The 22,204-nt window shown below is 38.9% G+C and carries 15 protein-coding genes; 6 read left to right on the top strand and 9 right to left on the bottom strand.

Features of this window, described 5'->3' with window-relative positions:
- Positions 1-183 precede the first annotated feature (183 nt).
- Complete coding sequence (locus AB3G38_RS02330; RefSeq protein ID WP_367866891.1) at positions 184-2,511, bottom strand: GH92 family glycosyl hydrolase; 2,328 nt, start codon at positions 2,509-2,511, stop codon at positions 184-186.
- 233 nt (positions 2,512-2,744) lie between these two features.
- Between AB3G38_RS02330 and AB3G38_RS02325 the strand changes: the two genes are divergently transcribed.
- The gene (locus AB3G38_RS02325; protein WP_367866890.1) at positions 2,745-5,084 is read left to right on the top strand and encodes a glycoside hydrolase family 3 N-terminal domain-containing protein; all 2,340 of its coding nucleotides are present in this window, start codon (positions 2,745-2,747) and stop codon (positions 5,082-5,084) included.
- Positions 5,085-5,332: 248 nt separating this feature from the next.
- Positions 5,333-6,502 carry an alpha/beta hydrolase-fold protein gene (locus tag AB3G38_RS02320; RefSeq protein ID WP_367866889.1) on the top strand — a complete coding sequence of 390 codons (1,170 nt, stop codon included), beginning with the start codon at positions 5,333-5,335 and terminating at the stop codon, positions 6,500-6,502.
- A gap of 80 nt (positions 6,503-6,582) precedes the next feature.
- On the opposite strand, the gene AB3G38_RS02315 is transcribed toward AB3G38_RS02320, so the two are convergent.
- Together AB3G38_RS02315 and AB3G38_RS02310 are read right to left on the bottom strand one after the other, a co-directional pair.
- Complete coding sequence (locus tag AB3G38_RS02315) at positions 6,583-7,833, bottom strand: cation:proton antiporter (RefSeq protein WP_367866888.1); 1,251 nt, start codon at positions 7,831-7,833, stop codon at positions 6,583-6,585.
- 76 nt (positions 7,834-7,909) lie between these two features.
- Positions 7,910-8,287 (bottom strand): winged helix-turn-helix transcriptional regulator, encoded by a 378-nt coding sequence (locus AB3G38_RS02310; RefSeq protein WP_367866887.1) that lies wholly within the window; start codon positions 8,285-8,287, stop codon positions 7,910-7,912.
- A gap of 122 nt (positions 8,288-8,409) precedes the next feature.
- Between AB3G38_RS02310 and AB3G38_RS02305 the strand changes: the two genes are divergently transcribed.
- On the top strand, positions 8,410-9,012 hold the full coding sequence (locus AB3G38_RS02305; protein ID WP_367866886.1) for an FMN-dependent NADH-azoreductase: 603 nt from the start codon (positions 8,410-8,412) through the stop codon (positions 9,010-9,012).
- A 71-nt stretch (positions 9,013-9,083) separates the two neighbouring features.
- Here the strand turns inward: AB3G38_RS02305 and AB3G38_RS02300 are convergent, their stop codons facing one another.
- The gene (locus tag AB3G38_RS02300; RefSeq protein WP_367866885.1) at positions 9,084-9,251 is read right to left on the bottom strand and encodes a hypothetical protein; all 168 of its coding nucleotides are present in this window, start codon (positions 9,249-9,251) and stop codon (positions 9,084-9,086) included.
- Positions 9,252-9,626: 375 nt separating this feature from the next.
- Between AB3G38_RS02300 and AB3G38_RS02295 the strand changes: the two genes are divergently transcribed.
- Positions 9,627-12,209, top strand: coding sequence for a TonB-dependent receptor (locus AB3G38_RS02295; RefSeq protein WP_367866884.1), 2,583 nt, complete (start codon positions 9,627-9,629; stop codon positions 12,207-12,209).
- Between the two features lie 151 nt (positions 12,210-12,360).
- Here the strand turns inward: AB3G38_RS02295 and AB3G38_RS02290 are convergent, their stop codons facing one another.
- Both AB3G38_RS02290 and metE read right to left on the bottom strand, forming a co-directional pair.
- Positions 12,361-12,927, bottom strand: a complete 567-nt coding sequence (locus AB3G38_RS02290) for a DUF4256 domain-containing protein (protein ID WP_367866883.1) — start codon at positions 12,925-12,927, stop codon at positions 12,361-12,363.
- Positions 12,928-13,118: 191 nt separating this feature from the next.
- Positions 13,119-15,428 (bottom strand): 5-methyltetrahydropteroyltriglutamate--homocysteine S-methyltransferase, encoded by a 2,310-nt coding sequence (gene metE, locus AB3G38_RS02285; RefSeq protein WP_367866882.1) that lies wholly within the window; start codon positions 15,426-15,428, stop codon positions 13,119-13,121.
- Positions 15,429-15,664: 236 nt separating this feature from the next.
- On the opposite strand from metE, the gene AB3G38_RS02280 reads away from it, so the two are divergent.
- Positions 15,665-16,126 carry an Lrp/AsnC family transcriptional regulator gene (locus AB3G38_RS02280; RefSeq protein WP_367866881.1) on the top strand — a complete coding sequence of 154 codons (462 nt, stop codon included), beginning with the start codon at positions 15,665-15,667 and terminating at the stop codon, positions 16,124-16,126.
- 35 nt (positions 16,127-16,161) lie between these two features.
- Here the strand turns inward: AB3G38_RS02280 and AB3G38_RS02275 are convergent, their stop codons facing one another.
- From AB3G38_RS02275 to AB3G38_RS02265, 3 genes are all read right to left on the bottom strand, one after another.
- The gene (locus AB3G38_RS02275; RefSeq protein ID WP_367866880.1) at positions 16,162-16,545 is read right to left on the bottom strand and encodes an acyl-CoA thioesterase; all 384 of its coding nucleotides are present in this window, start codon (positions 16,543-16,545) and stop codon (positions 16,162-16,164) included.
- 310 nt (positions 16,546-16,855) lie between these two features.
- Positions 16,856-18,277, bottom strand: a complete 1,422-nt coding sequence (locus tag AB3G38_RS02270) for a serine hydrolase (RefSeq protein WP_367866879.1) — start codon at positions 18,275-18,277, stop codon at positions 16,856-16,858.
- Positions 18,278-18,373: 96 nt separating this feature from the next.
- A complete protein-coding gene (locus AB3G38_RS02265; RefSeq protein ID WP_367866878.1) occupies positions 18,374-18,994 on the bottom strand; it encodes a hypothetical protein in 621 nt (206 codons plus the stop codon).
- A 198-nt stretch (positions 18,995-19,192) separates the two neighbouring features.
- Here AB3G38_RS02265 and AB3G38_RS02260 point away from each other — a divergent pair, with 198 nt between their 5' ends.
- Positions 19,193-22,204, top strand: a complete 3,012-nt coding sequence (locus AB3G38_RS02260; protein ID WP_367868743.1) for an amidohydrolase family protein — start codon at positions 19,193-19,195, stop codon at positions 22,202-22,204.

The raw sequence follows: 22,204 nt of genomic DNA, 5'->3' as shown, positions 1-22,204 counted from the left end.
CACATTAAGGAAATTACATTGATTTGTGATAGAATAAATGAATAATATGATTGCATTATTCTGAATAGCGGCGATAAGTGCTGAATTTTAAAAAAAGTAAAAAAATCATTTATAATTTTTCTCCTGACACAGTTGGCTCATACGTCTAATACGAACCATTTAATTAGTCAAAACACTGATAATTTAATTGTAGCTCCCAACAACCAATTCCAAAACCCCGCCCCTAACCAAATCCCCAAACCCAATCGACAACCCTTTCAACGCCCTACCATTAAACCTTCCACTCTGAATATAAATATGATCGGGCTCCTGTTGACGAACTTTAATCAAAAACTCATTTTTCCTTACACTTTCAGGAAGTTTAATCCTTACCGTTTCAAACAAAGGCGTTCCTATTAAAAAAGAAGGATTGGGTGCCGTCAACCCCTTCACATCAAAAAGCCCTATGGAAGCCAGAACATACCAGGCACCCAGCTGCCCTTGATCCTCATCCTGACCATATCCATAACCATGTATACCATCAGTACCGTAAAATTCATTACAAATTGCTCTTACCCATTTCTGGCTCAGATCCGGTCTTCCGGCATAATTAAACAACCAGGAAACATGTAAATTCGGCTGATTCCCATGGTTATACAAGCCCTGAATCCCTGCAAACGCATCAATTTGCGTTCCTCCACCAAATGAATTTTTCTGAGAAATAGTAAAAATACTATCCAGTCTGCTGCTGAAAGTCTCCTTTCCAATCAAACTCACTAACTGCTCTGGCGCTTGAGGAACATAAAACGTATACTGCCAGGCATTCCCCTCCTGAAAACCTTTCCAGGCTTCAAAAGGATCAAACTTATCTAAAAACCTGCCCTCCCTATCTCTGGGTCTGATGAATTTTGTAGCCGGATCATACAACAACTTCCAGCCTTCTGAAAGTTTGGTCAACTGCTCATAATCCTTTGTCTTTTGAAGAGACTTGGCAAAAGTTGCTGCTGCAAAGGCAGAAAAAGAATATTCCAGCGTATGAGAGGCTCCAAAAGGAGAACCTTGCGTATTTAACTCCGGTTTACCGGTCACATCCTTCAAATACGGTGAATAACCCTTCTCCACAAAAATACCAACATCCAGCTTTCCAGCTCCGGGAATCCGTCCCTTAGCTTCCAGTTCATTTTTCCGTACTGCTGCATAAGCAAGAGGAACATCATAATTCCGGATTCCTGCATTATAAGCTGCTGCAATCGCCAGTCCTGTAAAATTTGTTCCAACACCAGATACGTATTTACTAGTGGCTATACCATCACCTAACCAGCCTGCATCCTTATAAACCAGCAATTGACTTTGTACCCAGTCATTATAATATTCCGGATAAGCGATGGCCCATAACTGAGTCAAATTCCAAAAAGCTCCCCAAATGGCATCCGTATTATAGTACTGATACTTCGGAGTACCATTTTTCAATAATGAAATGTGCCCTATATCTCCATTATTTTTAGGATAAGCACCATTCACATCACTTGCCAGACCTCTGCCTGAAAGCGCATGATAGAGTCCTGTATAAAACTTAATCCGATCTTGTTCGAGTCCGCCTTTTACCTCAATTCTACCCAATAATTTATTCCAGTTTTGAATGGCATTAGCCTTTGCTTTTGCAAAACTTAATCCTGAAGCTTCCTGCTTCAAATTAAGTTTTGCATTTTCTACAGAAGTATAAGAAAGACCTGTTTTAATTCCAATCTGTTCATCTTTCTTAGTCTTAAACTGCAAATATATTCCAGCACCCTTTCCCTTTATGGTCTTAAGCCCTTTAAACTGTGTATTATCCTTAAATACACCATAAGAGGAAGGGATTTTATCCAGTAATGCATAAAAATACATCGTGACATTTGCTGATTCCTGATATTTCTGAACATATACAGGTTTAGTTACTACATAGCCCCATACATGACCATGATCATAAGTCACTTTTGCATCAAGAACCGGCCCGCTCTCTCCCATCTTATGGCCAATATCAAAGATCACATTGGCACTATCTGTTTTTGGAAAAGTATATTGATGAAAACCAACCCTTTCTGTAGCAGTAAGTTCGGCTTTGATATGATAATCTTTTAAAATCACCCGGTAATATCCAGCAGTAGCATATTCATCAGACTTATCAAAAGCAGACCTGTACCCCGAATTTTTCTCTTCCTTTTGACCAGGAAATGTTTTCAACTTCCCTACTGTTGGTGCAAAGACTACTCCTCCAATCTGAAACTCATGAAAATTTGCAAAGCCCTCTATAGAATTATGGCGATCGTCATATCCTACTGCTTCCCATCCGGATGCATTGCCTTCGCTACCATTCGTGCTGGGTGCTAATTTGGCCATACCAAAAGGAACGGCTCCGGGGCTATAAAAAAAATACCGGCTATGCGCGGATCCGATGTTCGGCCTCACATATTGAACTGGCCCATTCTCTTGCTGTGCATAAAGTAAGGTCGCCTGAATACTGATTAATAAGAGGAGAACAGTCCTTTTCATTATGGTTTAAGGTTTTGGTTTTATTAAAGAAATGGCAAATATAAAATACAACTAATCTAAATGTACATACATAATAACCAAATATATTTTAAATTCTTAATAATCCAACATACAGTAAAAAACCACCATATATAAATATTAACCATTTTGATTTCTGAAAAAAGTCAATTACCTATAAGGTAATATTTAAATTTTACTATACTTGTATGTACATATATTTAGGAATTAACCAGATGAATAGACTTGTAATATTGACCTGCTGTACTTTTCTTTCATTACCTGTTAGCGCTTACTGCCAGCAACCGCTTTACAAAGATGCCAGTCAGTCTGTAGCCTTAAGAACTCAGGATTTAATCAAAAGAATGACGCTCAAAGAAAAAGTAGGTCAACTTTTAAGCCCGCTTGGATGGGAAATGTACGAACGACAAGGAAATAAGGTTAAAGTATCTCAAAAATTCAAGGACATTGTTGCCGAAAAACAAATTGGCATGCTCTGGGCAACATTCAGAGCCGATCCATGGACACAAAAAACCCTGAAAAACGGTCTTAATCCTGAGTTGGCAGCCGAAGTTGCGAATGAATTACAACGATATATGCTAAAAAATACGCGTCTTGGTATTCCGGTATTTTTGGCAGAAGAGGCACCTCATGGCCATATGGCGATTGGTACTACCGTATTTCCGACTGGTATTGGCCAGGCTTCCACCTGGAACCCATCATTAGTAGAAAAAATGGCCAAATGTGTATCAAAAGAAGTCCGTTTACAAGGAGCTCATATCAGCTATGGCCCGGTACTGGACTTATCACGCGATCCGCGCTGGTCACGTGTGGAAGAAAGTTATGGTGAGGACCCTGTACTCACAGGAACGCTTGCTGCTTCGATGATTAAAGGATTGGGAGCAGGAAAGCTGTCTGCTCCATATAGCACAATAGCCACACTCAAACATTTTGTAGCTTATGCAATACCTGAAGGAGGACATAACGGAGCCGCTGCCAGTGTTGGTGAGCGGGAACTTCGTGAATATTACCTCCCTCCTTTTCAATCGGCCATAAATGCCGGAGCCAGATCAATTATGGCCGCTTATAATTCCATAGATGGTATCCCCTGTAGTTCCAATAGTTTTTTATTGACAGATATATTAATTAAAGAATGGGGATTTAAAGGTTTTACAGTGTCTGATTTAGGAAGTATAGAGGGGATAAAAGGCAGTCACCGGATCGCACGGGATTATACTGAAGCTGCTATACTGGCACTCAAAGCTGGTTTAAATGCAGATCTAGGAGGGAATGCTTACCCTAACCTGATCCAGGCTGTTGAAAAAGGAAGAATTGAAGAGCGCTTTATTGATACCGCCGTATCCCGCGTGCTCCGTTTAAAGTTCGAAATGGGATTATTTGAACATCCTTTTGTCAATCCTCAAAAAGCTAAAAAGGAAATTAAAACACAGGAACAGCTCCTGCTTTCCCGACAGGTTGCCAGAGAATCGATTATCCTATTGGAAAATAAAAATAGCATCCTCCCACTAAAAAAGGGAATTAAGATTGCTGTTACGGGCCCTAACGCAGACAATGTATATAATATGCTGGGCGATTATACAGCACCACAAGCTGAAGGAAATGTGATTACTATATTACAAGCACTTCGCTCCAAATTATCTGATGCGCAAGTAAGCTATGTGAAAGGGTGTGCCATTCGTGACACTACAGAAAACACTATTCCTCAAGCTATTGCAGCGGCACAACAGGCAGATGTGGTCATCGCAGTAGTAGGTGGATCAAGTGCCCGGGATTTTAAGACAGCCTACGCAACAACGGGGGCTGCAATTGCAACGGCTCAAACAATTGGAGATATGGAAAGTGGTGAAGGGTTTGACCGCTCTACGCTAGACCTGCTGGGTAAGCAAATGGATTTACTAAAAGCATTAAAAAAGACAGGAAAACCTCTTGTTATTATCTACATACAAGACCGGCCGCTGAACATGAACTGGGCTGCGGAAAATGCAGACGCACTACTTTGCGCCTGGTATCCCGGCCAGCAAGGAGGTTCTGCTGTTGCAGATATCTTATTTGGAGAGTATAATCCAGCTGGGAGAATGCCTGTTTCCGTACCCCGAAGTGTCGGACAAATCCCTGTCCATTACAATAGAAAAAGTCCGCTTGACCATCGTTATGTCGAAGAAGAGGCAACTCCTCGCTATGCATTTGGTTACGGCAAGAGCTATACAACATTCGCTTATCATGACCTGAACATCAGCAAAGCATTATCAAATCGAACTTATCAGGTGTCATTTACCTTAGAAAATACCGGGCCATATGACGGAGATGAAGTAGTCCAGCTTTACTTGAAAAATCAGTTTGCCTCAACAGCTCAACCAATCAGGCAATTGAAACATTTTGAGCGTATTAAACTCAAAGCAGGAGCATCAAAACGTGTGGAATTCCTTCTGACAACTGATGACCTGTCCATCATTGATCTGCAGATGAAAAAAGTATTTGAACCCCGCAGCACATTCACCATCATGATCGGTTCATCTTCTGATAAAATCCAGCTACAAAAACAACTGGAAATTTAATTAAATCATAGAATTGCTTTTTCAGTTCTATGATGGAACTTAATTAGGAAACTGAGCTATCTGATAGTTAATATTTGTGATAGACAGAAGCGGATGAAGACTGATTACATTCCAGATTGCATAATTTTTAACAGTATAGAAAAAAAAGTGGATATTACCAATAGAATACAGTAGCTTGGAGAAAATAAAATAGTACTCATACAGCTGGATTTTGATGATCAAATGAGAACGTCTGTAAAAGAAAAATTATGAAATATATCAGTATACTATTCCTTACCATCTTTGCGTCCAATAGTTACGCGCAGGAGAATCTTAATTTTGGCAAACAAAAGGAAATTATCTCTCCGGAAGTCCATGAAAATGGTACGGTTACCTTCCGGTTAAAAGCATCTGCTGCCAGAAAGGTAGAGGTGCAGGGAGATTTCAACACTGCTGGCAGTAATAACGCTGGTACAGATCCCATGGTCTTATCCGCAGATAGTGTCTGGACTTTTACAACCAAAGTGCTGCCCTCAGAATTATATAGCTATTCCTTTATAGTCGATGGATTAAAAATACGCGATCCTAATAATGTTTATCTGATCAGAGATGTGGCTTCTGTTGTAAATGTATTTCTTGTTGGTAAAGGCAAAGCAGATTTATATAAGGTCACGGATGTTCCCCATGGAACGGTATCCAAGCGCTGGTATAGCTCAGATGGGTTAAAAATGTCCCGCAGATTAACTGTTTATACACCCCCTGGCTACGAATCAACCAAAGAAAATTATCCCGTACTCTACCTTTTACATGGTGTAGGTGGTGATGAAGAAGCATGGATGCAGCTTGGCCGTGCTTCACAGCTATTAGATAATCTTATTGCCGCAAAAAAAGTAAAACCTATGATCGTTGTCATCACTAACGGGCATACCATTAACAGTGCTGCGCCAGGTGAATCAAGTAAAGGAATGTATAAACCCATTATGATGACACCAGACGTATTTAATGGCGATATGGAACAGTATTTTCCGGAAATAATTAAATTTACTGAAAGTAATTACCGTACTAAAAAGGATAAAGCCAACAGGGCTATAGCTGGCCTTTCAATGGGTGGTTTCCACTCGCTTTACATCTCGGCAAACTATCCAAATACCTTTGCTTATGTAGGTCTTTTTTCTCCGGCAATTTTACCACCTGCAAACAATCAGCAACCTATCTATCAGCAGCTTGACGAAAAACTAAAAATACAAGCCAAAAATGGCTTTAAACTTTATTGGATAGCGATTGGCAAAAAAGATTTTTTGTTTAAAAATGTGGAGACTTACCGTAAAAAATTAGATACTCTCCCCCTAAAATACGATTACGTAGAAAGCGATGGCGGACACACCTGGTCTAATTGGAGAGCTTACCTATCAGAATTCTTACCCTTACTTTTTAATTAAATTTCCGGAAATCCTATAATAGACCATCTTTAACAAAAAACATAGAAACCTGAAAATAATAATCTCCTTTCCTGAACGGATTATTTGGCAATTAATTCGTTATCCTCAGGTAATACCTGCTCGAGTTTTTTAAAAGTAAAGCCAGCAGTAATCCCGTGTATACCAATAGAAATAAGTACAATAAAGGCTATAATTGACCAAAGGGCATCCTGATATTTAAAAAAAGTGGTTCCAAAAGCGAAAGCCAGATAATAAATAGATCCCATTCCCCGGATACCGTAAAAACTGATGACCAGTTTCTCCTGGATTTTGAGCTTGGTGCCAATCAGTCCGATCAGACCAGATAATGGTCTGATCACAAAAATAAAGACAATGCCGAATGCTGCCATTGGCCAGGTGAGGCTGTTCATTACACCACGCACAAGGCTGCCTCCAAAAAGAATCAGCATAATGGCAACAAGTATCCTTTCAATCTGATCTGAAAATGCATGCAGGCGGTTATGATATTTATGCCCCCTCTCGTAACCTCTGAGTGTTATCGCAGCAATAAATACGGCAATAAATCCATATCCATGAACAATTTCAGTTGCGCCGTATACGATCAGTGTCGCTGCTATAGAGACAAAACCATCCTGAGTAAAGAAAGTTTCATATCTCTTACCAAGCGTAAAAAGTACATAACCCAATAATTTACCCAGTAGAAATCCGCAAACTAACCCGGCAGCAATCTGGTAAAGTACATGTTTCAATGCCCATGTAAATAAAAAGGGAATTTCGCCTCCTGAAGTCATGGCCAGTGCGATGGCAAGCCATACAAATGGAAATGCCATACCATCATTAAAACCAGCTTCAGTGGTAAGAGAAAACTTAGCATTGTCACGATCTTCCTGATTGGGATCACCTACCTGCACATCAGTAGCCAGTACAGGGTCTGTAGGTGAAAGTACCGCAGCAAGTAATATGGAAGTAGAAAGAGGCATTTTAAAATAATAGATGCCTATTAATGTAACTGTTGCTATACAAAGGAACATGGTAATAGTAATCAGCCGGAATGGAATTATCCATGTCCTGAATGAAAATTTCTGGTCGATTTTAAGCCCCGTGCACATCAGTGAGACAATAAGCACCAGTTCTGTCAAATGAAGTGTAAATTCACCATGTACCCTTGGATTTGGGGCAGGCAGGAAATCAAAAACGCTGTAAAGCAGCATACCGATCAAAAGGTAAACGATAGAATATGATATCCTGGTTTTGGCAGTAAAGGACGGCATCCAGGCCATCCCAAGGATTCCTACCCCTATGATCGTGAGTATAACGAGGTATTGATCCATTGTTTTTATAATTTGTAAATAATAACACTGAACTTTAAAGATTGTTAGTTTTAATTCCTGTTAAAGAATTCAGGTCTCAGGATTGTTTTCGCATACTTTGCTTAATTTTCTCTCTATGCTGCTGACCCCATGTACTCAGTTCACCTATTACATTTTTCAAAGTCCTGCTATAATCGGTTGCTTCATAGATAATAGTTACCGGGGTAGTTGGATATACGTTACGTTTGATAAAGTCATTCAATTCCAGATTCTTTAACTCGTTAGCCAATACCTTGGAGGATATTCCCTTGATTTCATGCTGAATTTCATTAAAACGTTTGGATGATTGCACCAGGCAAAGGATCAGCGCCAGCCTCCACTTTCCATTCAGAACATACAATGCATCAAGGACGTTTTTGAGTGAGCCTGTGCACTCTTCATGGCTTGGAAGATCCTCATTTCTAATCATTTTCATAGCCGTAAAGATACATCACTTACCTCAATGTAACCGCTTTCCTTCAGGTAAGTATGGACTTTTGATCAATAGGTAACTATACATTTGCTTTAATTAATATTATTAAATAAACAAATTTTCATATGAAACGTATCCTTCATTTAATCTCAAGCATACAAGGCAAAGAATCACAAAGCATTAAGCTGGGTAATACTATAGTTGAAAAAATTCAGCATAAGTACCCGGGTAGTACAGTGGAAGAATTAAATCTTGTAGATGCCAAAATTCCGCATCTTACGCCTGAGGTTCTCCGGACCTTTTTTATTCCCGCAGACCAGCTTACTGAGGAAGAAAAAGAATCTATCCGTTTTTCTGACCAGGTCGTTAAACAATTATTCGCTGCAGATACCATTGTTATTGGTGCACCGCTTTACAACTTTACCATACATACCTCCTTAAAGGCCTGGATTGATCATATTACAAGGGCAGGAATAACTTTTGGTTATAGTGAAAACGGCCCTGTCGGAATGGTAACAGGAAAAAAAGTTTATGTGGCTATGTCTTCTGGTGGTGTCTATTCACAAGGCCCGGGTAAAGCCAACGACTTTGTTGCGCCTTATTTAAAAGCCTTCCTTGGTGCTTTAGGCATGACAGATCTGTCGGTATTCCGTGCTGAAGGATTAAAAGTACCTGGAATAAAAGAGCATGCAATGGAGAAAGCAATAGACAGTATAAAGATTGATTAAATCTTCTTTTAACTAAAAATAATGTTTGAGGAGGCTACCCTGCACTACCTCAAACATGATCACCATGTTAACTAATTTGTTTCTTCTTCAATTGAATGATCAGATTCAATTGAAGAAGCCTTTTGTACCAGTTCATCAGGTTTACCAGTCATCCTCTTTGCTTTTGAGTCCAGATTAATTTGTTGTTCTTTGATCTGATCTTCAACAACTAACACCTGCCTTAATATATTATAAATCATAATATTACAAGGGTTTCATTGTCCGTTCAAATAAAAACTACAAAATCTATAGATTTAATCTTTTAAACAAAAAAAGAATACTATATTCGTATAATCAACATAAATCTTTACAATCAGAACCAAATGAAAACAGACTTACATTTTATAAAAATGAAAAGAAAAACAGCTAAAGAAGGAACCCTCTTTCTAACCTACTGTTGCTGTTGATTCAGTTCAGTAATCACTGAGCAAGACTAAAAAGCCTGCAAATATCATATTTTAAAACGTTGCTGGATGTTGAAAACGTCCATATGGCTTTGCTATGCAATAATCACCGAAAACTAACGCATAAAACCAATTACCTGGTTGCGTATAATCAAACTATTGACTATTAATATGATGAAGAAACATTTACTCATTATCCTTTCACTCCTGCTCACAGCAAATTATGTTTTTGCCCAAAGTGCGATAACGGGCATTATAAAAAGCAGTAACGGCGTTCCTGTACCACATGCAACAGTACTGATCAGAGGCACTAAGATTTCTGCAACTGCAGATGTTGACGGCAAATTCACTATCGATTCAAAACAAGAGCTTCCATTTTACCTTCGGGTGAGTTCAATTGGCTACAAATCCCAGGATTTCCAGATTCTAAAACTTCAGGATACACCTTTTGAATTAATCCTGATTGAAAGTGCACTGCTTGATGAAATCGTTGTTACCTCAAGAAGACGTTCAGAAGTATTACAGGATGTACCTATCGCAATTACAGTTATCGGAGGCCAGGCCGCAGAAAACGCAGGCGCTTTTAATGTTAACCGCTTAAAAGAACTGGTTCCTTCAGTACAACTGTATGCTTCAAATGCCAGGAACACTACATTGAATATCAGAGGGCTGGGCTCAACATTTGGCTTAACCAATGACGGTATAGATCCTGGAGCAGGCTTTTATGTAGACGGGGTTTACCAGGCCCGTCCTGCTGCTACTTCTACTGATTTTCTTGACATTGAACAAATAGAAATATTACGTGGCCCACAAGGAACATTGTTTGGCAAAAACACGACCGCAGGTGCCTTTAACATTACTACAGCCAAGCCAACACAAACGCCAGGCGGGAAAGTTGAATTGAGCTTTGGAAACTATAACTTTATGCAGGCGAAAACCTCAGTTACCGGAGGTGTTGGAAAAAATCTTGCCGCAAGATTATCCATTTCGGGAACTCAGCGTGATGGTACAATTTTCAATACTAAAGAAGAACGCAGATATAGCGGTCAGAACAATCTTGGTTTTAAAGGCCAATTGTATTATACCCCTTCAGATAAATTACAAATCTTGTTTAGTGGAGATGCAAGCATTCAGCATCCCGCAGGTTACCCACTGGTAATTGCAGGCGTTACTGCAACAGAAAGAAGTCCTTACCGTCAATATGCCAAAATTGTTTCTGATTTAGGCTACCAGCAGCCTGTCGCAGACCCGAAATCCAGGACAATCAATACCAATACACCATGGAAGCACGATCAGTCTATTGGTGGTTTATCCGTAAACCTGGATTATAAAATAGGCAATGGGACACTGACTTCAACTACCGCCTGGAGGTTCTGGAACTGGAACCCTACAAACGACAGGGATTTCTCAGAATTGTCTGCACTAACTAAATCTCAGGGAACCTCCCGTCATGATCAATATTCACAGGAAGTCAGATATGCCGGTAATTTATCGGAAAAAGTAAGCGGCGTAATCGGTGTATATTTCCTGAGTCAGAATTTGAAAGGATTAGGGCAGACAGAAGAAGTTGGTAAAGATCAGTGGAGATTTGTGCAAACAAGTAATACCGGTGCGCAGGCATTATACTCCACACCAGGCCTGTTAGATGGCTACGGTATCAAAACCAATTCAACCATCAAATCATTAAGTGCTGCTGTATTTGCACAGGTTGACTGGGAAATTCTGAATCACCTGCACGTTTTACCCGGCTTAAGATATACTTATGATAAAAAAGATGTAGACTATGACAGGACAACTTATGGAGGATTGCAAACCGCAAATCCGGCTTTACTTGCATTAAAAACAGCTGTTTATGCCAATCAGCGCTTCAATACCCATGTGGACAATAATAATTTGTCCGGTAATATCACAGTTTCCTACCGCCCTACTACTAAGTTAAACGCTTATGGAACCTTTTCTACCGCATATAAACCAGTTGGTGTTAATGTAGGTGGCTTGCCAACTACTGCTACCGGAGAAGCAGATTTGTCTGTGGCCGTCGTAAAACCAGAATATGTTCAGCATTATGAACTGGGCATTAAAACTAAACCTGTTAAAGGTGCAATCTTAAACATCAGTGTTTTCAATACAGCTATCAAAGATTACCAGACCAATGTACAATCGCCACAATTAGGTGTAAACAGAGGTTATCTTGCCAATGCAGAAAAAGTGAGGGTAAAAGGTCTGGAAGTTGATGGAACTTATCAAGCAGGAAGGTTCTTAACTATAAATGCCGCTCTGGCTTATCTTGATGGTAAATATATAAAATTCACCAATGCACCGCTCCCCTTAGAAGAAACCGGCCATACTGAACTTGTAAATGGCGTAGCTACTCAGGTAGCATTTAAAGATGCTTCCGGAGGCAGGTTACCAGGTATTTCTAAATGGAATGTTTCTGGTGGTGCAGAATTCAGCAATCCTGGCAAACTGGCCACCACAGCAGGCAGATATTTTATTGCAGCTGATGCCAGTTACCGTTCACAATATTCTTCAAATCCAACACCATCGAGTGTGTTAAATGTCGAAGGTTATTCTTTGTTGAATGGTAGATTAGGATTCAAGTCAGATAAATTCTCTGTATTCATCTGGGCAAGAAATATAGCTAATAAAAATTATTATGAACAATTGCAGGCCGCAGCAGGTAACTCCGGTTTATATGCTGGTGTACTCGGTGATCCAAGAACTTATGGAGTAACACTACGTTATTCTTTATAAGGTTTTATAGGTTAAAAAGCTGTCTTCTTATCTAAAAAAGACGGCTTTTTTATAAATTGATCAGGATAGACGGGCTCTTTTGAGTACCATTATGTAGAATAATTAGATACAATCCATCGACCATAGCAATGCTTAAAGCATGTCTAAAACATCAGACCCTCAATGCACCACGAAAACCACGGGAAGCATAATAAGATTCTGCTCCATTGTGGTAAACAAAGACCGTATTATAACGCCGGTCACAAAAAATAGCTCCACCTAATTTTCTGATATCAGCAGGTGTTTTTATCCAGCTCGAGGTTTTGGCATCAAAACTCCCTATTTGCTGTAATTCCCGGTATTCTTCTTCTGTTAAAAGTTCAACGCCAATATCAGCTGCCACGTCAATGACATTATTTTCCGGTTTAAACTCTTTCCTTGATGTATGCGCTTCGAGGTCATAACAAAGACTTCTGCGGCCTTTCGGACTCTCCGGGGAACAATCATAGAAAACATATTCTTTTGTCTTTTGATCATAACCAACAACATCCGGTTCACCGCCAGTTTTTTCCATTGCCCACAGCGACTTCATTTTTTCAGGATGCGCTTCTAATTTTTCCTGTACGCCAGCCCATTCCAAATCCTTATGACGGTTCCTGTTCTTCTCAAAACGTGCCTTCAATATTTCGAAAAACTCTTTTTGTTCCTCTGCTGAAAATTCTTCTTGAATACTATCCATTTTGCTATTATTTTGACTGATAATTTTTCAAGATAAATGTAGCTATTTAACACACAAGGTTTTTCTTCATTTTTTTCGGTTAAGTATGAACACAAATCTTTAATAAACCAATAAAACCCGCTCTGCAAATTGTCAGAGAAGGTTTTATTACCAGGTGATCCTCAAAATATATTAAACTGCTTACCTTTAATTTAACAGGTATTGTTTGCACTTAGTTCTTTAGCTGCTGCTACCATAGCAATCAAAGCACTTTTGGTTTCTGGCCAGTGACGGGTTTTTAATCCGCAATCAGGATTTACCCAAAGTTGCTCAGCGGGAATCACGGCCTTCGCTTTGATTAAAAGCGCTACCATTTCTTCTTTTGAAGGTACTCTTGGAGAATGGATATCATATACTCCCGGCCCGATATCATTCGGATATTTAAAGTCTGCAAAAGCATCTAACAATTCCATTTGTGAACGGGAACACTCTATAGTAATCACATCCGCATCCATATCAGCAATGTTCTGAATGATATCGTTAAACTCAGAATAGCACATATGCGTATGGATTTGTGTTCCATCCTTGACACCGCTTGCTGAGATTTTAAACGCATTTACTGCCCATTGCAAATAAGCTTGCCAAGCTGCTTTTCTCAAAGGCAAACCTTCGCGGATAGCAGGTTCGTCAATCTGAATAACTTTGATTCCTACTTTTTCCAAATCTACTACCTCATCACGAATTGCTAATGCGATTTGATTACAAGTAACAGAACGAGGCTGATCATTCCGGACAAAAGACCATTGTAAAATCGTAACGGGCCCGGTTAACATACCTTTAACCAAACTTTTGGTCAGTGATTGTGCAAACTCCGTCCAGTAAACAGTCATTGCCGCTGGTCTGTGTACATCTCCATAAATAATAGGAGGCTTAACACAACGGCTACCGTAACTTTGTACCCATCCGTTTTTTGTAAAGGTGAAACCGTCCAGCTGTTCGCCAAAATATTCTACCATGTCATTGCGTTCAAACTCACCATGAACCAATACATCAATACCTACTTCTTCCTGCCAGCGGATTGTTTCTTCCGTCTCTTTTTTCAATAAAGTATCATATTCTGCCGGAGTAATTTCACCTTTCTTAAACTGCGCTCTCCAGCTTCTAACCTCAGGAGTCTGTGGAAATGAACCTATAGTGGTCGTTGGAAAAAGAGGTAACTGTAAAATTTCCTGCTGTGTCTTTTTACGTACAGGAAAAGGACTTATACGCGCTGCATCTTTAGCTGTAATCGCACTTACACGCTGTTTGATTTGCTCATTGTGAATCAGTTTCGACGTTCTGCGGTTGGAAGCAGCCTCTTTATTTTCTTCCAGTTTCTCCAATGCAATTGCACCAGGATTCTCAGAAGCTAATGCCTTCAACGTCACTACTTCATCAATCTTTTGTTTAGCAAAAGCTAACCATTGTTTAAGCTCAGGAGTTAAAGTCTGATCATTGGTTTCTAAATCCAGATCACAGGGTGAATGCAGCAAGGAGCACGAAGGCGCAATCAATACGCGTTCGCTTCCTAATTGAGCTACCGCTTTTTTTATGATCGACAAAGACTGCTCGAAATCATTTTTCCAGACATTTCTTCCATCAACTACACCCAAAGATAAAATCAATTGTCCAGGGATAGCCTTCAGCACTTCATCCAACTGCTCTGGATTACGTACCAAATCAATATGTAAGGCATGAACAGGTAATGATGCCGCTAAAACCAGGTTATCTTTTAAACCTTCAAAATAAGTAGCCACCAGGATTTTTAGCAATGGAAATTTCTTTTTCAGCTCTGCATAAACATACTGGTAAGCTTCTTTTGCCTGAGCATTAATATCTAAAGCCAGGAACGGCTCATCAAACTGTATCCATTCAGCTCCATGTGCTTTTAATTCCGTTAAAATCTCCACATAAACTGGCAATAAACGTTTCACTAAATCCAGTTTATCAAAACCCTCTTCCTTTTCTTTGCCCAATAACAGGTACGAAACTGGTCCGATAATTACAGGCTTACTATTAATGCCTAAACGCTTTGCACTCACAAACTCGTTAACGATTTTATTAGAGAATAACTTAAATTCCTGATCTTTATAAAATTCAGGAACGATATAATGGTAATTTGTATCTAACCATTTTGTCATTTCCATCGCGGTAATGTCCAATCCTTCTTTCTGATAACCTCTTGCCATAGCAAAATACAAATCCATTTCATTATTGGATTTTAAGGCCACCTGATTATAGCGTTTCGGGATAGCGCCTACTGTTAACGACATATCCAGGATCTGATCATAATACGAAAAATCATTAGAAGGGATCAGATCTATTCCGGCTTCCTGTTGTAATTTCCAGTTATGCTCGGATATATTTTTGCCTTTACTTAATAAATCAGCTAAGGTAATTTTGCCAGACCAGTATTGTTCGCAGGCTTTTTTCAGTTCTCTGTTGCTACCAATTCGCGGGTAGCCTAGGTTGTGCGTTTGCATCTTTGTTCAACTTTTTAAATGGTTAATAATCATTGTAAAAAACTCCCCGGTTATTGCTCAATAACCAGCGCTTTATTTGCTACAAATCAGTTTTTAATTCCTCACAAATGTATATATGAAGATTTTAAAACTATGTTAGTCCCAATAAATAAGGATAAATTACTTTTCTATGAACAAAAAGAAGCATATTATGCTTTTAAGTTGTTATTTTTGGTATCACTAAGGAAAATTATTCTATGGAAGAACTGGACGGCACAGATTTATTGCTATTAAAGATATTAGGTAACAATTCAAATTACACGATAAAAGAGCTGGCGGCCCAGGTAAGTTTATCACCATCGCCAGTATTTGAACGGGTAAAAAGACTGGAAAGTAATGGATATATTAAAAAGTACATTGCCATACTTGATCCCGAAAAATTTAACCAGGGATTTATAGTCTTCTGCAATATTAAACTTAAACAACACGATAGAAAAATAGGCCATCAATTTGTAGAAGACATTTTAAAGATCGATGAAGTAGTGGAATGTTATAATATTTCGGGGGATTTCGATTTTATCCTGAAGGTTTATGCAAGGGATATGAAACATTACCAGGATTTTGTTTTTAACAAATTAGGCTCTGTTAAAAGTATAGGAAGTACACATAGTACTTTTGCAATGGCAGAAATAAAAAACTCGTATAACATTAGTTTCTAAAAATCAACCCGGATTAAAATCCGGGTTGATTGAATTTACCGGATTAAAACAGGTTTATTATCTTCATCAATCGCAACTAAAGTAAAAGCGCCGTTCACTACCTTTTCCCTGAACTCTTCCCTCATCTTTTCTAAATAGACTTCTACTTGTATCACAATACTTGTATGACCAATACGTTCAACTCTGCCTACCAGTTCAACCAGAGAACCAGCAGGGATAGGTTTCTTAAAGTCTATCTGACCGCTGCTCACCAGCACAAAGCTCTTCCTGCAAAACCGGGTAGCAGTCATGAACGCTGTTTCAGTCATCATCATTAATATTCTTCCACCAAACATCGTATTGTGGTGATTGGTAGTATCAGGAAATACTACTTTAAAAACGTGTGTTTCCGATTCATTGATTTTTTCTTCTGTTGTCATGTATGACCAAGTTCATTTAAAATAATCAGATCACCAATAAATCCATGAATTTATCAACAGGCGCATTGGCAAGTCTGTTCTTGTTTTCAGGGAATTTCCGCCCAAGATTGATCTTGAATTTTTCAATAATTCAGGCATTCCTGGATGAATATTAGGATTGCTTACATTCTCACTCACAATAATTCTTCTGAGTCTTTTAATTGAACTAGAATAAAATGAATGAAGTGGATTTTGAGTAACTGATTTGTCTATTAATTAGGAAATTAACAAATAAATGGCCGGTGAACTATTTTACCGGCCATTTAAATCACTATAATTTATCTGAAATTCCTACGCCTATACTATCAGTTTCGACATCCGAATTAGAAAGTATAACTACAGCAGTTTTTTTATCGATATTGATGAGCATAAAACTTCTGCTTCCGGCAGTTCCACCATTATGCCAATAATAAGTATCCGCCGCTGGTTTCATCACATGCCAGCCTAAACCAACCATAGGTTCTTTTGAAAAAGTAACCTGATGGGTAAGTTCAAATGCTTTTGCCAAATCTGGATTTTTACTTTCAATATTGTTAGCTGCATAAATCAACAGATCATTGACAGTAGACCGAAGACCTCCGGCACCAACGAGTACATCGAAATCCCAGGCTTTAACTTCCCTGGCCTCATTGTTATATACTTTCGTAAAGCGTTTTGCCGATTCAGGAGTCAGGTGCTGAAATGTGCTGTTCATTTTTAAAGGATCAGTTATAATTTCTTTCACTAGCTGCGCATAGCTTCTACCGCTGATCCGCTCTAAAATCACACCCACAAGCGCAGTGCCCGTATTGGAATAACTATAAGTTTCCCCTGGAACGGAAACTAACTTACATGACTTCAAATAACTGAATAATAACTCCTTAGTATAGTTTTTATAAGGATTTTCAGCTTCTAAATTTTTGCCAGCCATATTGTCTGGTAAACGAATTAATCCAGAAGTATGGTTAATTAAATTTACCATCTTTATTTGCTGAAGCTCGGGATTTGCAGCTACTGAATCCGGCAGATATTTCGTCATCGGATCTGTTAAACTGATTTTCCCTGCATTCACAAAGTACGCTAATAACTGAGCAGTAAATGTTTTGCTAATGGAACCTATTTCAAAAATTGTATTTGCATCAGGAACTACCCCATTTTTCTTTTGTGTGGTACCATATCCATAAGTAAAGGTCTTTCCATCTTTCAAAATACCAATGCTCAAGCCTACAGTATTTGAATTTTGAATATAATTCCTGGCCAGCGTATCAACTTCTTTGTCCAGTTTAGATTTTAAAGGATTGGAAGAAGGAACCAATATAGTCTTTTTGGTAACGAGAGGTACAAAAGGTGAAAAAGAGAGTTTGTTTAATTTGTTATTTTGATCAAGTGAGAAAGAAAGTTCAACATTCCCAGCTTCAAATTCCAGTTTATATTTGCTTTGATTTTTTTTAGTCCCAAGGAAAGAAGATTCTTTTATTTTCCCCAGGATATAGGCATTTTTCTCTATAAAAATAGTTAAGCTATCCTTACTGACAGCAGCTTTATAAGCTTTACTGCCCAGTGCGTAAATCTGATCCGGGCGTTTTTCAGTAATATATTTTTTGATCAATACTACTACCAGGTCACTTTTTCTTTGTCTGCTATTTTGTGCCAGGGTCATTAAAGGTGTAAGGCACAGCAACATAACCAACGCCTTAAAATTTGTAAGTTTCATAATTTAAATTGTATAATCAATAGTGTATAATTAACACTTACAACTTAAACGAACTAAAAATCAATACCCCTATTGTCCTTAAAAATAATCGGCTTTCTATTTCTTTAATAACAACCTCAGCTGATCAAGATCTTCCTTTAATTCACTAATCAGCTGCTTTAATAATACCACATTATTATCGTCAGTGTTCAGCAGACGCGACCAGTTCTGATCAGCTGAATTAAACTGTCTTTTAAATACCAGCGGAATTTTATAACGCTGTACAGTGATCGCCGCAGCATAACTATATAAACAAGCAATAATCCCTTCTAATGTCCGCTCATAATAAAGCTTTAGCTTTTTATAACTTTTAGCCCGTTTATAAATCAGTACATAAGGCTTAAACCGCTGTGCCTGTATAATAATTTCAGCATCTTCCAGATCTTCTGTTTCCGTAAACCCAAATCTCCGGATCAGTTCCAGCTTAAACTTCATAAGTTTGAACTGAGCTTTAAGTGCATTCTGCACAAAAGGATCTTCTATCTTTTCAAAAAACTCATCTTCGTCCAGGTATTGTTCCCATGCATCATTGAAATCTTTCGCATAGGATTTCATTACCTTTTTAAAGGTGAAATAGTAGATATATTCATAAATATCAGAATGCATGTAAGTAGTTAAAACACCTAATCCTCTGATACAAAGATTCAAGTCAAACAGATCGTCTCTGGAAATTTTCATAAAATGGCTCCTGGTTCTAATAGCGTAATATCATTCGCTTAAAGTAAGGCTATATATCGATACTTTCACTTAAACCCAGCAAATTTCCCGAACATGAAAAGCCCTGTTTCGTGCCTGATCAATTGTAAAAATTGAGTGATTAAGTAAGTTGATTATTAATTTATATTATTTTTAAATGAATTAACCTCTTAACCTATGATGAAGAAACTTTTACTCGCCATTGTGCTGGTATTTTATGCTGCATTTCTGTTTGCACAGCAAACTACCTATCCTGTTAATGGCTCTTTTGACACCAGACCGGGCATGTTTGCGTTTACCAACGCCACAATCGTCGTCAATTCCAACCAAACCCTTACAAACGCTACTTTATTGGTGAAAGGCCAAACGATACAAGCAGTTGGGCCAGACCTTGCTGTACCTAAAGGCTATGTGATCATTAACGTGAAAGGAAAGTTCATTTACCCTTCCTTAGTGGATGCATTTACTGGTTATGGCTTGCCAGAAGCCGTTGTCCAGCCCCGTGCGGCACGCCAATCTGTCTTTATTTCCACCAAAAAAGGCGCTTATGGATGGAATGAAGCCATCAGACCAGAAACACAGGTAAAAAACATTTTTTCTGTGGATAGCAAAAAAGCAGATGATTTACGAAAAGCTGGTTTCGGAAGTGTCAATGTGATCAACCGGGATGGAATTGCACGCGGGATTTCTGCGGCAGTAACCTTAAATGATGGTGCAGCTAACACTGTATTTCTGAAAGATCAGACTGCTGCAAACTATTCATTCAGCAAAGGGACATCTTCAAACGATTATCCGACTTCTTTAATGGGTTCAATTGCTTTATTGCGCCAAACTTATTACGATTCACAGTGGTATGGCAGGCAGAAAGAAGAATATAATATTTCGCTCGAAGAATTTGGAAAGCAGCAAAATATCCCTCAGCTTTTTGAAGTGGATGGCTGGGCTAATATCCTTCGTGCCGATAAAATTGGCAAAGAGTTTGGCAAAAAATATATCATCAAATCTACAGGTGATGAATATCAGCGCATTCAGGAAGTTAAAGCAACCGGGGCGAGCTTGATTATCCCATTGAATTTCCCTAAGGCTTATGAGGTGGAATATCCTTCGGAAGCAAGAAATTTAACTTTAACACAGATGAAAGCCTGGGAAATGGCACCTGCCAATGCAGCTGCTTTAGAAAAGGCAGGAATCAAATTCGCATTGACTTCTTTCGGTTTAGAAAACACCCGTGATTTCTGGGCTAATATTCGCCTTGCGATAGAAAAGGGACTGACTGAGAAACAAGCTTTACAATCCATTACCGAAATTCCGGCTTCTCTTTTAGGCATCAGCGATAAAGTAGGTTCACTGGAAAAAGGTAAAGTGGCCAACTTCCTGATTTCATCTGATAATCTGTTCAAAAAAGAGAACATCATTTTTGAAAACTGGGTACAGGGAAAACGCTTTATAATCAATAAAATAGACGTCACTGATATCCGTGGAAATTACAATTTAAACATCGGCGGTTTAGGTGCGTTAACGTTAAAAATCACCGGGGCATCGGGTGGTTCGGTCGCAGCAATTGAAAGAATTGGTGCAGATAGCGTTAAAGCTACTGCTGCTTTTACCAGAAATGGTGATTGGATAAGTATTAACTTCAATTTAAAGAAAAACCCTGTTGGTAATGTCCGCTTAAGTGGATTTCTGACCGCTGCTTCTCCCCTGGTATTCAAAGGTGAAGCGGTAATGCCGGATGGATCGGCTGGCAGATTTACAGCAACTTACAAAGACGCAGCTAAAGAAACACCTAAAAAGGAAGAACCAAAATCTATTTTAGCAATGGGTACTGTAATCTATCCTTTCGGCGCTTTCGGAAATGCAGAATTGCCAAAAGCTGAAACTGTGCTGATTAAAAATGCAACGGTCTGGACAAATGAAAAAGATGGTATCCTGAAAAATGCAGATGTATTGCTGCAAAATGGAAAAATCAAGGCAGTAGGCAAAAATCTGAATGCGGGCAATGCGAAGGTTATTGATGCAACGGGCAAACACGTAACTGCGGGAATTATTGATGAACATTCGCATATTGCAGGCAGCGGTGGTATTAATGAAGGTGCACAGTCTGTTTCTGCAGAGGTTCGTATTGCTGATATTATCAATTCGGAAGATGTGAATATTTATAGACAGCTGGCAGGAGGTGTAACGACTTCACATATTTTACATGGCTCGGCAAATCCAATTGGTGGTCAGTCTCAGTTGATTAAATTACGTTGGGGTAAAGCTCCCGAAGAACTGAAATTTGCTGGTGCTGATGGTTTTATCAAGTTTGCTCTGGGTGAAAATGTGAAGCAGAGTAATTTTGGTACCGGTGCCCGTTTTCCGGTAACCCGTATGGGTGTTGAACAAACCTTTGTGGATGAGTTTACACGTGGAAAAGAGTATGAGAAAGCAATCGCTGTAAAAGGAAATAATGTCCGCCGTGACCTGGAATTAGATGCTATTGTTGAAATCCTGAAGAATAAGCGTTTTATCACCTGTCATTCTTATGTGCAAAGTGAAATTAATATGCTGATCCATGTTGCGGACAGTATGGGTTTTAAGATCAACACATTCACACATATTTTAGAAGGTTATAAAGTGGCTGCACAAATGAAAGCACATGGCATTGCTGGTTCAACGTTTTCTGATTGGTGGGCCTACAAAAATGAAGTTGCAGAAGCCATTCCTTACAACGGGAAGATTATGCACAATGTAGGGATTACAACTGCTTTCAATTCTGATGATGCAGAAATGGCGAGACATTTAAACCAGGAAGCAGGCAAGGCTGTTTTATATGGTAATGTTTCTGAAGAGGACGCTTTTAAATTTGTGACCTTAAACCCTGCAAAGATGCTTCATATTGATGGTCAGGTTGGGAGTTTAAAAGCCGGTAAAGATGCTGATGTTGTTATCTGGTCAGATAATCCGCTTTCTATTTATGCGAAAGCCGAAAAGACTTTTGTAGATGGGGTAGCTTATTGGGATATAGAGAAAGATGCTTTGGTCATTAAAACTCAGCAAACTGAAAAAGCACGTTTAATTCAAAAGATGCTAGAGAGCAAAAGCAGCGGTTCTGGTATGCAACGTGCCCAGGGAATTGCTCCACGCCTTTACAATTGCGAAACTTTAGAAAACTATTCAGCAGAATTAAACGAATCAGCACATGCACACTAA

It is taken from the genome of Pedobacter sp. WC2423, assembly GCF_040822065.1.
In the GTDB taxonomy this organism is placed as follows: domain Bacteria; phylum Bacteroidota; class Bacteroidia; order Sphingobacteriales; family Sphingobacteriaceae; genus Pedobacter.
The sequence above is the reverse complement of the archived record's forward strand: the minus strand, read 5'-3'. Positions and strand labels throughout refer to the sequence as shown.

Excerpts from the sequence above, each read along its gene's own strand:
- metE (WP_367866882.1), bottom strand. The coding sequence starts at position 15,428 with ATGCAAACGCACAACCTAGGCTACCCGCGAATTGGTAGCAACAGAGAA.
- AB3G38_RS02270 (WP_367866879.1), bottom strand. The coding sequence starts at position 18,277 with ATGAAACTTACAAATTTTAAGGCGTTGGTTATGTTGCTGTGCCTTACA.
- AB3G38_RS02290 (WP_367866883.1), bottom strand. The coding sequence starts at position 12,927 with ATGGATAGTATTCAAGAAGAATTTTCAGCAGAGGAACAAAAAGAGTTT.
- AB3G38_RS02310 (WP_367866887.1), bottom strand. The coding sequence starts at position 8,287 with ATGAAAATGATTAGAAATGAGGATCTTCCAAGCCATGAAGAGTGCACA.
- AB3G38_RS02330 (WP_367866891.1), bottom strand. The coding sequence starts at position 2,511 with ATGAAAAGGACTGTTCTCCTCTTATTAATCAGTATTCAGGCGACCTTA.
- AB3G38_RS02280 (WP_367866881.1), top strand. The coding sequence starts at position 15,665 with ATGGAAGAACTGGACGGCACAGATTTATTGCTATTAAAGATATTAGGT.
- AB3G38_RS02295 (WP_367866884.1), top strand. The coding sequence starts at position 9,627 with ATGATGAAGAAACATTTACTCATTATCCTTTCACTCCTGCTCACAGCA.
- AB3G38_RS02305 (WP_367866886.1), top strand. The coding sequence starts at position 8,410 with ATGAAACGTATCCTTCATTTAATCTCAAGCATACAAGGCAAAGAATCA.
- AB3G38_RS02300 (WP_367866885.1), bottom strand. The coding sequence starts at position 9,251 with ATGATTTATAATATATTAAGGCAGGTGTTAGTTGTTGAAGATCAGATC.
- AB3G38_RS02325 (WP_367866890.1), top strand. The coding sequence starts at position 2,745 with ATGAATAGACTTGTAATATTGACCTGCTGTACTTTTCTTTCATTACCT.
- AB3G38_RS02320 (WP_367866889.1), top strand. The coding sequence starts at position 5,333 with ATGAAATATATCAGTATACTATTCCTTACCATCTTTGCGTCCAATAGT.
- AB3G38_RS02265 (WP_367866878.1), bottom strand. The coding sequence starts at position 18,994 with ATGAAAATTTCCAGAGACGATCTGTTTGACTTGAATCTTTGTATCAGA.
- AB3G38_RS02275 (WP_367866880.1), bottom strand. The coding sequence starts at position 16,545 with ATGACAACAGAAGAAAAAATCAATGAATCGGAAACACACGTTTTTAAA.
- AB3G38_RS02260 (WP_367868743.1), top strand. The coding sequence starts at position 19,193 with ATGAAGAAACTTTTACTCGCCATTGTGCTGGTATTTTATGCTGCATTT.
- AB3G38_RS02315 (WP_367866888.1), bottom strand. The coding sequence starts at position 7,833 with ATGGATCAATACCTCGTTATACTCACGATCATAGGGGTAGGAATCCTT.